General features: G+C 69.6%; 13 protein-coding genes. 1 reads left to right on the plus strand and 12 read right to left on the minus strand.

Annotated features, from left to right (window positions below; all coding sequences use genetic code 11):
- Window positions 1–115 precede the first annotated feature (115 nt).
- The 6 genes from ABT061_RS45955 to ABT061_RS45980 form a co-directional block, all read right to left on the minus strand.
- Entirely contained in the window at window positions 116–1,318 is a 1,203-nt protein-coding gene (locus ABT061_RS45955) for a thiolase family protein (protein WP_350930015.1), read from the minus strand.
- 10 nt (window positions 1,319–1,328) lie between these two features.
- Window positions 1,329–1,721, minus strand: a complete 393-nt coding sequence (locus ABT061_RS45960) for a Zn-ribbon domain-containing OB-fold protein (protein ID WP_350930016.1) — start codon at window positions 1,719–1,721, stop codon at window positions 1,329–1,331.
- Between the two features lie 102 nt (window positions 1,722–1,823).
- Complete coding sequence (locus tag ABT061_RS45965) at window positions 1,824–2,774, minus strand: electron transfer flavoprotein subunit alpha/FixB family protein (RefSeq protein ID WP_350930017.1); 951 nt, start codon at window positions 2,772–2,774, stop codon at window positions 1,824–1,826.
- Between the two features lie 41 nt (window positions 2,775–2,815).
- Complete coding sequence (locus tag ABT061_RS45970) at window positions 2,816–3,607, minus strand: electron transfer flavoprotein subunit beta/FixA family protein (protein ID WP_350930018.1); 792 nt, start codon at window positions 3,605–3,607, stop codon at window positions 2,816–2,818.
- Window positions 3,608–3,635: 28 nt separating this feature from the next.
- Window positions 3,636–4,676, minus strand: coding sequence for an aldo/keto reductase (locus tag ABT061_RS45975; protein ID WP_350930019.1), 1,041 nt, complete (start codon window positions 4,674–4,676; stop codon window positions 3,636–3,638).
- A gap of 92 nt (window positions 4,677–4,768) precedes the next feature.
- Window positions 4,769–6,190, minus strand: a complete 1,422-nt coding sequence (locus ABT061_RS45980; protein WP_350930020.1) for a vWA domain-containing protein — start codon at window positions 6,188–6,190, stop codon at window positions 4,769–4,771.
- 32 nt (window positions 6,191–6,222) lie between these two features.
- Between ABT061_RS45980 and ABT061_RS45985 the strand changes: the two genes are divergently transcribed.
- Window positions 6,223–6,900 carry an alpha/beta fold hydrolase gene (locus ABT061_RS45985; protein WP_350930021.1) on the plus strand — a complete coding sequence of 226 codons (678 nt, stop codon included), beginning with the start codon at window positions 6,223–6,225 and terminating at the stop codon, window positions 6,898–6,900.
- A gap of 30 nt (window positions 6,901–6,930) precedes the next feature.
- Here ABT061_RS45985 and ABT061_RS45990 read toward each other — a convergent pair whose 3' ends face one another.
- The 6 genes from ABT061_RS45990 to ABT061_RS46015 form a co-directional block, all read right to left on the minus strand.
- Complete coding sequence (locus ABT061_RS45990; protein ID WP_502991630.1) at window positions 6,931–7,827, minus strand: AAA family ATPase; 897 nt, start codon at window positions 7,825–7,827, stop codon at window positions 6,931–6,933.
- 35 nt (window positions 7,828–7,862) lie between these two features.
- Window positions 7,863–8,978, minus strand: coding sequence for an acyl-CoA dehydrogenase family protein (locus tag ABT061_RS45995; RefSeq protein WP_350930022.1), 1,116 nt, complete (start codon window positions 8,976–8,978; stop codon window positions 7,863–7,865).
- Between the two features lie 136 nt (window positions 8,979–9,114).
- On the minus strand, window positions 9,115–11,457 hold the full coding sequence (locus tag ABT061_RS46000) for a bifunctional acetate--CoA ligase family protein/GNAT family N-acetyltransferase (protein WP_350930023.1): 2,343 nt from the start codon (window positions 11,455–11,457) through the stop codon (window positions 9,115–9,117).
- Window positions 11,458–11,674: 217 nt separating this feature from the next.
- Window positions 11,675–12,097, minus strand: coding sequence for a MaoC/PaaZ C-terminal domain-containing protein (locus tag ABT061_RS46005; protein WP_350930024.1), 423 nt, complete (start codon window positions 12,095–12,097; stop codon window positions 11,675–11,677).
- Window positions 12,097–12,597, minus strand: a complete 501-nt coding sequence (locus ABT061_RS46010) for an FAS1-like dehydratase domain-containing protein (RefSeq protein ID WP_350930025.1) — start codon at window positions 12,595–12,597, stop codon at window positions 12,097–12,099. The genes ABT061_RS46005 and ABT061_RS46010 overlap by 1 nt, the downstream gene beginning before the upstream one ends.
- Window positions 12,598–12,721: 124 nt before the next feature.
- Entirely contained in the window at window positions 12,722–13,189 is a 468-nt protein-coding gene (locus tag ABT061_RS46015; RefSeq protein WP_350930026.1) for a PaaI family thioesterase, read from the minus strand.
- Window positions 13,190–13,256 lie beyond the last annotated feature (67 nt).

Below are 13,256 nucleotides of genomic sequence, written 5' to 3' on the forward strand. Positions count from 1 at the left end.
CCGGCCCTGGTCCTACCCCTTCTCTGCGCCCCTGCCTCGGGGCCCGGCTGGGCGGCGACCGCGGCCCGCCCCCCACCCCCCGCGGGGGGTGGGGAGCGAGCCGCTTTACGTCCGCCTACAACGCGGACTTCTCCAGGATGTGCACGCCGCAGGCCGACCCGAGCCCGATGACGTGGGCGAGTCCCACCTTGGCGTTCGGGATCTGACGCTCGCCGGCCTCGCCCCGCAGGTGGGTGGCGACCTCCCAGATGTTCGCGATCCCGGTGGCGGAGACCGGGTGCCCCTTCGACTGCAGGCCGCCGGACACGTTGACCGGCGTGCGCCCGTCACGCCACGTCGCGCCGGAGTTGAAGAAGTCGACGGCACCGCCCGGCTCGCAGAGCTGGAGGTTGTCGTAGTGCACCAGCTCGGCGGTCGCGAAGCAGTCGTGCAGCTCCACCAGGTCCAGGTCCTCCGGCCCCACGCCGGCCTGCTCGTACGCCATGGTCGAGGCCTGGCGCGTCAACGTGTTGATGTCGGGGAGCACCTGGCAGGCCTCCTGCCACGGGTCGCTGGTCAGCACCGACGCGCTGATCTTGACGGCCCGGCGCTGCTGCTCCAGCGAGAGCGTGCGGAGCCTGCTCTCGCTGACCACCACGGCGGCCGCCGCCCCGTCACAGTTGGCCGAGCACATCGGCCGGGTGTTGGGGTAGGCGATCATCACGTCGTTCATGATCTCTTCGAGCGTGAACCGCTTCTGATAAGCGGCCTTCGGGTTCAGCGTCGAGTGGGCGTGGTTCTTCTCCGAGATCTTGGCGAAGAGCTCGAAGTCCGCGCCGCCGTACTTGTGCCCGTACTCCATGCCGATCTGCGCGAACACCCCCGGCATCGTCTCGGTGCCCACGAGACCGTCGAGCGGGGCGACCGCCCCGTACCGGCCCTTGGGCTCCCAAGTCTCGCCCTGCTGTGCCCGTCCGCTCCCGGTGAGCAGCCCGAAGCCGGACAGCTTCTCGACACCGACCGCCAGGCCCATGTCCGTCTCGCCGGCCTTGATGGCCATGACCGCCACCCGGAGCGCCGTCGCACCGGTCGCACACGCGTTGGCGACGTTGTAGACCGGGATGCCCGTCTGGCCGATCTGCTTCTGCAGGTTCTGCCCGAAGCCACCCCCCTGCCCCATGAGGTTGCCCGCGCCCAGGACACCGACGTCCTTGATCCCCACACCGGCGTCGGCCAGCGCGCCGATCACGGCCTCGGAACCGAGGTCAAGGACATCCTTGTCCTTGTGCTTACCGAACTTGGTCATGTGAATACCGAGGATCCACACATTCTCCGACACCGCTGTCTCCTCAGCTGACCGGCTCGAAGCCGTATCCGACCGCTTCCACGCCCGAGGCGTCGGTCCCGACCGGGACCGTCGTCAGGCGCACCGCCATCCCGAGAGCGATGTGCTCCGGGTCCGGCGGGGTGTTGATGATGTTTCCCCGCACGCTGGTGCCGTCGCAGTCGACGACAGCGGCGACGAACGGGACCTTGACCCCTTCCGCCGCGAAGCTGACGATCGTGAACGACCTCACGATGCCGGTGCGGGCGATGTCCACCGGCTTGAATTCCTGCAACCCGCAGGCGGCGCACGCGTTGCGGCGGTCGAAGTACCGCGCCTCGCAGTTGGTGCACTCGTTCGCCACGAGATGTGGCTCCTCACCCAGGACCAGATAGTCCACAAGCGGTAGGCGGTTCACGACGTTGCCTCCGAACCTTTGCTATAGATAATTGCACTTTATATTCAACCGATCCGAGCGGGAAGTACCTGGGAGGCGGTCAGGCCGGGCAGCCTTTCCGGCTCAGTCCTGGGTGATCTTCCCGGTGGCCTGCGGCAGAACGGTGAACAGGTCGCCGACGACACCGAAGTCGACGAGCTCGAAGATCGGGGCGTCGGGGTCCTTGTTGACCGCGACGACGGTTTTGGAGGTCTGCATGCCGGCCCGGTGCTGGATGGCACCGGAGATCCCGGCCGCCACATAGAGCTGCGGCGACACCGTCTTGCCCGTCTGGCCGATCTGGAACTGGTGCGGGTACCAGCCGGCGTCCACCGCGGCCCGGGACGCGCCCACGGCCGCGCCGAGGGCGTCGGCGAGCGCCTCGACCGGCTTGAAGTCGCCGCCCGTGCCGCGCCCGCCGGAGACGACGATCGCGGCCTCGGCCAGTTCCGGGCGCTCGCTCTTCCCTCTCGGCTTGGTCTCGACGATCCGCGCCGCCTTCGCGGCCTCGGAGACGTCGGCCTGGACGTCGACGCGCTCGGCCCTACCGGCCGCCGGCCGCGGGGTGGCCGAGTTCGGCTTCACCGTGATGATCGGCGTGCCGCGGGTCACCGTGGCCACCACCGTGTAGGAGCCGGCGAACACCGACTGGACCGTGGTGATCCGGCCTTCCTCGACGGTCAGGTCGACGGCGTCGGTGATCAGGCCGCTGCCGGTCTTGATCGCCAGGCGGGCTGCGATCTCCTTGCCCTCGAAGGACGACGGCAGCAGCACCGCGGCCGGACCGGTCCGCTCGACGAGCCGGGCCAGCACCTCCGCCTTGGGCACCACCAGGTACTCGGTGACATCCTCGGCGGGCACCACGTAGATCTTCTCGGCGCCGTACTCGGCCAGCGCCTCAACGGCCCCCTCCAGGCCGTCGCCGATGAACACCGCCGACGGCTCGCCGATCCTGCGGGCGATCGTCATCAGTTCGTGAGTGGTCTTGCGGACAGTGCCGTCGGCGTGGTCGACGAGCACGAGGACCTCGGTCATGTGAGCTGCTCCTCTCTGGGAAGTCGGGTGAAGAAGGCGGATCAGACGAACTTGCCCGCGCTGAGGAACTCGGCGAGCCTCAGGCCGCCCTCACCCTCGTCGGTCACGACCTCGCCCTTCTCGCGCGGCGGGCGGGCGGTGAACGACTCCACCCTGGTCCGGGCACCGGCCGAGCCGACCTGCCCGGCGTCCACGCCGAGGTCGTCCAGGCCCCATGTCCGCAGGGGCTTCTTCTTCGCCGCCATGATCCCCTTGAACGACGGGTACCTCGGCTCGTTGATCTGGTCGGTCACGCTCACCACAGCCGGCAGCCGGGACTCGATCGTCTCGGTCGAGACGTCACCGTCGCGGCGGATTCGCACCACACCGGAGTCCACGCCCAACTCCGAGGCGAACGTCACCTGCGGCAGCCCGAGCCGCTCGGCCAGCATCGCCGGCACCACGCTCATCCCCCCGTCCGTGGACGCCATCCCGGTCAGCACGAGATCGACCGCCCCTCCCTCGGAGATCCCGCGGATCGCCTCGGCCAGCACCAGTGAGGTCGCCGGCGCGTCCGAACCGCGCAGCGCCGCGTCCAGCACGTGCACCCCGGAGTCCGCCCCCATCTGCAGCGCCTTGCGCACCGCCTCCGCCGCCTCCGCCGGCCCCATGGTCAGCGCGACCACCTCGCCGCCGTCGGAATCCCTGAGCTTGAGCGCCGCCTCGACCGCGTACTCGTCCAGCTCCGACAGCAACCCTCCCCCACCGGTCCGGTCGGTGGTGCTGTCATCCGGCACGAACGTGCGCTCCTCCTGAGCGTCGGGGACGTACTTCACACAGACCACGATCTTCATGGTGCTCCCATCCACATCTCGGAACCTTTCAGCCTTCCCCTGCCTGCCTCCGCCGGGCCGCCCGGCGGAGGTTCGCGTTCACGGCCATCGCGTCCCGCGGCCCGACGTCCCGTCCCGGCGGGCAGAGCTCGTCGATCCGGTCGAGCACCTCCCGCGGAAGGCTGACGTCGGCGGCCCCCAGCGCGTCCTCAAGGTGGTGAGGCAGCCGGGGCCCGATGATCGCGCTCGTCACCGCGGGATGCTCCAGGACGAACGCGTGCGCGAGGTGGTTCAGGCTGACACCCGCGTCCACGGCCAGCGCGCTCAACTGCTCCACCAGGTCGTACTTGCGCTCGATGCTGGGATCGTCCCCGGCGACCCAGGGGATCCGGGCGAACTTGCGTGCCGCCCGCGTCCCCTCATCCGGCGCCTGGTCGCGCCGGTACTTGCCGGCCAGCCAGCCCATGTTGAGTGGGCTCCAGACGAGGACACCGAGACCGTAACGCCGGCAGGTGGGCAGGACCGAGGGTTCGGCCTGCCGCACGAAGGCGTTGTAGGGCAGTTGCTCGGTCATCATCCGGTTCGTCCCGAGCCGCTCCGCGGCCCACCGGTACTCGACGATCGTCTCGGCGGGGAAGTTCGACGAGCCGATCATCCTGACCTTGCCGGACCGGACGAGGTCGTCCAGGGCGAGAAGGGTCTCCTCCGCGTCCACGTCCGAGTCGGGTACGTGCTGCTGGTAGAGGTCCAGGTAGTCCGTGCCGAGGCGGCGCAGGCTTCCTTCGACGGCGCGCACGATCCATCGGCGGGAGGCTCCACGGCCGTTGAGCGTTCCCGCCGGCTGGCCGAACTTCGTGGCGAGGATGACCTCGTCGCGGCGCCCGGCCACCGCGTGGCCGATGATCTCCTCGGACTCGCCGTTCGAGTAGACGTCGGCGGTGTCTATCAGGTTGATTCCGGCGTCGAGGGCCCGGTGCACGATGCGAACGCACTCGTCATGATCCGGGTTGCCGAACTTCCCGAACATCATCCCACCGAGCGACAAGACGCTGACCTTGAGGCCGGTCTTACCAAGAGCCCGATATTTCATACAATTATCTTACTATATGCGCGGATTCGTGGACAGAGGCCGGCACTCATCGGTTGGCCTCACCCGGGGCGCCGCCCCGCACCGGGACGATCTCAGGCCAGTTCCTCGACGAACCGTTCCAGCTGCCGCAGGTTGCGGCACTCGACGACCCGGTCACAGTGGCGGCCGTACTCGCCGATGATCGAGTCGCCGGTGTTCCAGTAGGACTCCGGCTCGGGGTTCAGCCAGAACAGATGCCCCGCACGACGGCGGATCCGATCCAGCGTCCAGCTCTCGGAGACGTGGTAGTTGTTCCGCGCGTCACCGAGGACGATCACCGAACTCCGGGCGGTCAGCTGCTGCCCCCAGCGCTCCCAGAACACCGCCAGGGAGTTGCCGTAGTCCGAGTGACCGTCGACCCAGACGACATCGGCCTCGCTGTTCAGCCGGTGGACCACTTCCAGCAGGTCGTCTGAGGCCTCCAGATGACCGGTCACCTCGTCGATGCCGTCCACGAAGGCGAAGGTCCGCACCTTGGAGAAGTGGGTGCTGATGGCGTACACGAACTGCAGGGTGAAGGCCGCGAACGACGACACCGAGCCGGAGATGTCGGCGATGACGACGATCTCCGGCTTGGAGGGGCGGGCACGCCGGTACCTGGCATCCAGCGGGACCCCGCCCGAGGACAGGGAGCGGCGGACCGTGGCGCGGAAGTCGAGCGGCCCCGAACGCCGGTGAAGGCGCCGGCGCGCCAGGCGCAGCGCGAGCTTCCTGGTCAACGGGACCATCACGTGCCGCATGGACCGCAGCTGCTCCGCCGAGGCGTGGATGAAGTCGACATCTTCGGGAAGCGGGGTGCGGAGGGTCTTGGCCACCGCCTCCGCGCCTCGGTCGGCGACGAGCCTCCGGCGGATCTCGGCCTCCACCTCCTGACGGAGCAGGACCGCACGGTGCTCGTACTCCTGGCGCATCAGGTGCGCCTCCAGCGCGTTCACCGGGGCGCCGTCCCCCGCCGTCGTCTCCCCGGCGAGGCGGGCGAGCACGGCGTCGAGGTCGAACGGCTTCAGCGTGCGGAACTGGTAGTAGCCGACTCCCGCGGGCCGGCCGGGTTGCATTCCCGCGTGACGGGTGACGGCCTCGGCGGCGAACAACCTGGTCGTCGCGGTGTCACCGGACCGCAGGACCCGGTAGAGCATCTCCGCGAGTTCCTCGGCGGTGAGCGACTCCATCGCCCCGCCCCCCGAACCACCCGTGACCACACCCTCCGGCCCCCGACCGGCCGTCTCCCCGTGCTGTCCCGGCGCGGACCGCCGGAGCGAGAAGTACACCTCGAACACCGTGTCGAACGCCTCGGTGTGGGCGGCGTTCTTCACGAGGGTGCTCGCGAGCGCGCTCCGCAGCGCCGCCCGGTCCTCCAGCGGGACGTGCCACAGCGCCTCGGTGGCGTCGATCGTCTCGGTGAGCGAGACGGGCAGGCCCGCCGCGCGCAGTTCGCCGAAGAAACCGGCGAGCAGGTCGAACATACTCGGGTTCAAGGCTGATCTCCCGCCAGGTTAAGGTCTGCGACATGGAACGTTCCCCGGTGCTTCTGCTGCACGGTTTCGCATCCTCGTCCGAACACGGCTGGAGCCGCGCCGGTTGGCTGGACATCCTGGCCGACGAGGGACGGCAGGTGATTCCGGTGGACCTGCCGGGTCACGGCACCGCCCCTCGCCCACACGATCCGGCCGAGTACGCGAACGTCGACGAGTCGGTCCTCGACGCCATCACGGACCACCCGGTCGTCGACGCCGTCGGGTTCTCCGCCGGCGCCCACATCCTGCTCGGTCTCGCCTCGCGGCACCCGGACCGGTTCCGCCGGCTGGTGCTGATCGGTATCGGCGGTGACGTGCTCGACCGGCAGGTGGACGTCGAGCCGCTCGCCCGGGCACTGACCGGGGCTCCCGACCCCGAGGACGTCGTCGCGACCCTGTTCCGCCGCCTCGCCGACACGGCCGGCAACGACCCGCTCGCGCTCGCCGCCTTCCTGCGCCGCCCCTCCCGGCGTCCGGAGGCAGCGGACCTCGCCAAGGTGACGTGCCCGGTGCTGGTGGTGATCGGTGAGCGTGACCCGGCCGGTCCGGCCGACCCGCTGGTGGCGGCGCTGCCGGACGCCCGGCTGCGCGTTCTTCCCGGGGTCGACCACTTCGCCGCGCCGTCCGACATGCGCTGCGTCCAGGCCGCGGTGGAGTTCGTCGAGGCCTGAGCGTCTCCCCTGGTCTCCGTCGGACACGGCCTAGCCCCGAAGGGCTTCCGCGAGCCGCTCGCCGGCCTTGTCGATGTCGCTCTTGTATTTCAGCAGGACGTACAGGGTCTCGCGGACCTCATCCTCCCCGATCGTCTCGACGCCGTGCAGCAGCAGCGTCCGCGCCCAGTCCAGGGTCTCCGAGACGGAGGGATGTTTCTTCAGGTCCAGGGTGCGCAGCGACCGCACCACCCGAGACACCTGGTCGGCGAGATGGACGTCGATACCGGGAACGCGGCGCAGGATGATCTCCCGCTCCCGTTCCATGGTGGGGTAGTCGATGTGCAGGTACAGACACCGCCGCTTGAGTGCCTCCGACAGGTCACGCGTGTTGTTGGAGGTGAGGAAGACCATCGGCACCTGGGAGGCCGTGACGGTGCCCAACTCGGGGATGGAGAGCTGGTAGTCCGACAGCACCTCGAGCAGGAGCGCCTCGGTCTCGACCTCGACCCGGTCGACCTCGTCGATGAGGAGCACCACCGGGTCCGGCGCCGAGATCGCCTCCAGCAGCGGCCGGGTCAGCAGGAACTCCTCCCGAAAGATGTCATCCTCCATTCGCTGCCAGGTCGTGGTGTTCTCGATGGCCGACTGCGCCTGGATCCGGAGAAGCTGTTTCTTGTAGTTCCACTCGTACAGCGCCTTGGACTCGTCCAGCCCCTCGTAGCACTGCAGCCGGATGATCCGGGCGGAGGTCATCCGGGCGACGGACTTCGCCAGCTCCGTCTTGCCGGTACCCGCGGGCCCCTCCACCAGGATGGGCTTTTTGAGTCTGTCGGCCAGGTGGACGACATTGGAGATCATCGCGTCGGCCAGGTAGTCGACGCCCGACAGCCGCGTGCGCACGTCGTCCATCGACGCGAAGCGCGGCACCGCCTCTTCCCCGGGCACCGGCTGCATCATGTCCATTCTCCGGTCCAGATCTCTCAGACCGCCAGCTTCTGGAGCAGGACCTCGCGGTGGTGCCCCGGCGTCCCGAACAGCAGCTGGGAGCTCTTCGCCCGGCGGAAGTACAGGTGCGCGGGGTGCTCCCAGGTGTATCCGATCCCGCCGTGCACCTGGATGTTGGAGGACGCCGCATCGAAGTAGGCCTCCGAGCAGAACGCCTTCGCGAGGGCGGCCGCGGCCGAGGTCTCCGCCGGTTCGTGGTCGACCGTCCACAGCGCTTGGTACATCGCCGCCTTGGCCCTCTCCACGTCGATCAGCATGTCGGCGCAGCGGTGCTTGATCGCCTGGAAGGAGCCGATCTGCCGGCCGAACTGCACGCGGGTGGCCGCGTACCCGACCGCCATCTCCAGCACCTTCTGCGCACCCCCGACCTGCTCGGCCGCCAGAGCGACGAGGGCGCGGTCGAGTACCTCGGCGACGACGCGCCAGCCGTCTCGGGTCTCCCCCACCAGGGTGGCCGGGGTGGACGCGAACGTGAGCCGCGCCTGCCTGCGGGTCTGGTCAAGGGTCTCAAGCGGCGTACTGGTCAGACCGGCGGCACCGGCGTCCACGGCGAACAGCCCGACACCGTCCTCGGCTCTGGCGACGACGAGAACCAGCTCTGCGGTGGCACCGTCCAGGACGAAGTCCTTCACGCCGTCCAGTACCCAGGTATCCCCGGAGCGCGTCGCCCGTGTTTCGATCGCCTGCTCCGACCAGACGTCCCGGGCCTCCGCCACCGCGAGCGTGGCCCGCAGCCGTCCCGCGGCGATCGAGGGGAGGTACGCCTTCTGCGCGTCCCCGTCGCCGGACAGCAGCAGGGCGTTGACTCCCAGCACCACCGTGGAGAAGAACGGCGCGGGCAGCAGCGCCCGTCCCATCTCCTCCAGGACGATGCCGAGTTCGACGTATCCGGCGCCCGCGCCGTCCAGTTCCTCGGGCACGATGAGGCCCGGCAGGCCCAGCATCTGGGACATCTGCTCCCACACACCGGGGTCGAAGCCGTCGGCGGTCTCGGCGAGCCTGCGCACCTCCGACTCCGGCGACCTGTCTTCAAGGAAGGCCCGCACCGAACCGCGCAGCGCTTCGTGCTCCTCCGTGAACACCAGGGTCATGGGTCCGTCCTCTCCATCCATATCAGCCGTCTCCGCACGGATCGGCGGCTTAGGCTGACCATCTGTGATAATAGCTAGATTATCTTACTAATAAAACGACGAACAGGTGCGATGGCGAGGTACACCGCGTCTTCCGCTAGTCCAGCCGCCGCGGGCCCTCGTCCAGCTCAGTGGGTGGCGTGAGGCTGCCCCGGACCGTCAGCACCTCGACGCGGTCGCCGGCGCAGACCGCGGTGAGCCGCAGTTCGGAGAACTGCGGCAGATCCGTTCCGATCCGTGCCAGCCGCATCAGCAGATTCTCGACGGCCACCACGTCGACCGGCGGGCGTCCGCCGTAACCGAACAGGACGGGCGCGGCCCGCACCTCACGGACCATTCGTGCCGCGTCCGCGTCCGTCATCGGCAGCGCCCGCCACGAGCGGTCCTCCAGGAGGTCCGTCACGATCCCACCGATCCCGAAGGACAGCGCCCTGCCGAAGACCGCGTCGTCCGACAGCCCGACGGTGACCGCCACCCCCTCCGGAACGGATCCCGTCGAGGCCGCCGGGATGCCGTAAGCGTCCAGCAGGGACAGCAGGGATTCGGCGGCCGGCTCCGTGCCATCCGCGGACTCGATGCCGCTCATCACGGCCGCGGCCCTGCGCCTGTCGATCCCGCCGAGAACAGGCACACCGCCGACCGGCAGGTCACGCCAGCGGGCATAGCGCACCGCGTGGGCGAGGGCACGCACCGCCTCCTCCGGCGAGGAGTACGACGGGACGCCTCCCTCGAAGACTCCCGGTGACGTCACCAGGACGGGTTTCCGGCTTCCTGCGGCAAGCCGCTCGATCACCCGGCCGGAGGCCTCCGGCCCCTTCAGCGGAGGCACGAAGGCGGTGACCACGGCGTCGACCTCCGGATCGGCCAGCGCACGCGTCAGGGCCTCCGCGAGGTCGTCCACACTCGCGACGGCCCCCAGATCGACCGGCTGCCCTCCCGCGACCTCCAGGTCGTGCACCGCGCAGGCGGCGGCGGCGATACCGCCCAGCGACATCATGTTGCCGATGATGGCGACCCGGTTGCCCTCGGGCAGAGCCGTACGGCTCAGCAGCGTGGCCACGTCGAGCAGCTCCCCCAGCGTGTCGACCCGGATCACCCCGGCCTGCCGGAACATGGCCTCGGAACGGGTGCGGTCCCGCGGCGCCACCGCCTGGACGGCGACCACCGGCTTGCGCCTGGACACCGCCCGGGCCAGCCGGGCGAACTTGCGAGGGTTACCGAAGGTTTCGAGGTACAGCAGGACGACGTCGGTCGAGGGGTCGTCGAGCCAGTACTGGAGCAGGTCGTTTCCCGAGACGTCCGCCCGGTTGCCCGCGGACACCAGCACGGAGACGCCGACTCCCCGGGCGACCGCCCTGGCGAGCACGTCGGCGCTCAGCGCCCCGCTCTGCGCGAAGAAACCCACCCGCCCGCGCCTTGGCAGTCGTGGCACCAGCGTGCCGTTGAGCGAGACCGCGGGGTCGGTGTTCATGATCCCCATGCACGCCGGGCCCACCAGCCGCATCCCGTGCGACCTCGCCAGCGCCACGAGGGCCTCCTGACGTGCCCGGCCCTCGGCGCCGGTCTCCGCGAATCCACTCGACAGGACGACGAGCGCATGCACCCCCTTGCGAGCACACTGCCGGATGACCTCGAAAATGGGCTCGGGCGGTGTCACGACGAAGGCGACGTCGACGTTCCCGGGAACGTCCAGGATGCTCGGGTAGGCCAGGACACCCGCGACGTGTCCCGCCGTCGGGTTGACCGGGTAGACGGGACCGGCGAACGGCGGCTCGACGATCCGCCGGAAGATCTCGTAGCCGGCCGTTCCCGGCCGGCGGCTGGCGCCGATGACCGCGACCGACCGCGGGGTCAGCATTCGCGCGACGGAACGCGCCTCGGCGTGCTGCTCGCGCGCCCTCATGACCTCGCGGGAGCGCGGTGTCGGTTCCAGGTCGACGCTGAGCCGGATCGCCCCGGAGTCGAAGCGGGCCTCCACGTCGAAGCCCGCGTCCCGGAAGACGGCGATCATGGCCCGGTTGCCCGGCAGTACCTCGGCGGTGAACCGCAGCAGCCCGGCCTCCCGGCCGGCCACGGCGAGATGCTCAAGCACGATGGATCCGAGCCCGCGTCCCTGATGGGCGTCCTCGATCAGGAAGGCGATCTCCGCCTCATCGCGCTCGCCCGACCGGCTGTAGTACGCGAGTCCCACGACGTCCTCGCCGAGCGTCGCCAGCAGCGCGACGCGGTCGTGCCGGTCCGCCGAAAGCACCCGGGCCACGTCGTGGTCGAGGAGCCGGGGGAAGGACTCGAAGAAGCGCAGCTCGATCGTCCTGGCGGACAACCGCCGGTGCATCGCGCGGATCGCCGCCTCGTCATCCGGCCGGGCCGGTCGCAGGTGCACGACCCCGCCGTCCGCCAGCAGGACATCAGCCTCCCGATCGGCGGGATATCCCACCATGCCCCCCTGCCTCACCGGCGGGGAGGCCCGCCGACCGCCACTCGAACCCGGCAGGGCCGGGCGGCGCCGGGACGGCGCGACCGAGCACGTCCGCGGCGCGATGCGCGTCGGCCATGACTCCTCCTCGCATCCACGTCACTCCCCGTCCACCGGTCCCGGCCGGCCGCGCGGTGTCGTGCGCGCCCGTGCCCGCACGACACCGCGCCCGGACGTTCACCTAGTCGTCAAGCCGCGCCGTCGCGGTACCGGCCAGCACGACATCGCCCTTCTGGTTCCTCGTGGTGACTTTCAAATCCACCAGCGACCCGCCGTCCACGGCGCGCAGCTCCTCGACCACGGTCGTGACGACCAGCGTGTCACCGGGCCACACCTGACCACGGAACCGGACGCCGAACGTCTTCAGGCGGCCGTCGCCCACCCAGTCCGTGAGGGCCTTACCGGTCATCGCCATGGTGAGCATGCCGTGCGCGAACACACCGGGGAAACCCGCCACCTGGGTGGCGAAGACCTCGTCGGAGTGCAGCGGGTTGTAGTCACCGGAGGCCCCGGAGTACATGACGAGCTGGGTACGCGTGAGATCGTCGACCACCGTCGACTCCCGCGAATCCCCCACCGACAGATCCTTCCCGCGCAGCCCCATCACGCCTCTCCCTCGCTCGGTGCCCGCTCGGTCCGCACGCCGACCATCCTCGACGTGACCACCAGCTCACCGTCGGCGTCCCGGTAGTCGACGATGATCTCCGAGAACTTCAGCGCGCCGCCGCGCTTACCCTGCTTCTCCCACCGTTCGCCCTCCCGGCTCTCGCCGGTCAGCACGTCGCCCGGCCGGATCGGCCGGTGGTAGGTGAAGTGCTGCTCCGCGTGCAACCCCGTCCCGCCGTCGTTCTCGTCCGCCCCGTCCAGTCCGGCCGTACCGCTGGGCGTACGTCCCGACCCCATCCACGGCCGGCCGGGCTGGGGCCGCAGACCCCACTCCGGATCGAACTGGGCGGCGGCCATGACGAAGGTGGGCGGTGCGATGACGCCGCCCATCTCGGTGTCCGACGCCGACTCCTCGTAATAGACCGGGTTCTGATCACCGATCGCCCGTGCGAACATCGCGATGTGCCCGGCCTCGATCGGGAAACGTCTTGCTACCACGATCCCCTCCTCATCAATCATCAGCCTCCGGGGAACGGGGCACCTCATCGATGCCGTCCACGAATCGGTAGCGATATTATCTTACTAATAGTGCGATTACCAGGCATGGAGCCGCCCCCCTCGATCACGCGCCACGGTGAGCTTCGGCCGATTCCCCCTCCTGACCGGCCAGCCATGCCTCGTGCCTGCCGAAGTGGTCCTGCCGTGTCTCGACGAAGATCCCCTCCGCACCGGCGAGCAACGCGCCGGTGCTCGCCAGCCGGATCTCACCGCGGACGCGGCGACGTCGCCCCTCCTGGCCCTCCACCCAGGCCGTGCACACCAGATCACGCTCGATGGGCACCGGCCTGACGTAGGTAATCGTCAACGTCCCGGTGACGGACAGGCTCCCCTCGGCGTTGGAACAGGTGCCCAGGAGTTCGTCCATCATCGCGGCCGTCCACCCCCCGTGAGCGACCCGGGGACCACCCTCGTAGCGGGCGGCGCACACCCCTCGCATCGTCGTCACCCCGCCGTCGAACGTCGTCTCGAAAACACCGGGAATCCAGCGGGGGCGCTCACGGCGGTACTCCGCGATCTCACGACTCTCCATGTTCAGGAACTCTGACACAGGTCGGCGTCCGACAAAAAGGCCGCTACTCGTTTGATTCGCTAGATTA

Origin of the sequence: Streptosporangium sp. NPDC002544, from assembly GCF_040295965.1 — a bacterium.
Classification (GTDB): Bacteria; Actinomycetota; Actinomycetes; order Streptosporangiales; family Streptosporangiaceae; genus Streptosporangium.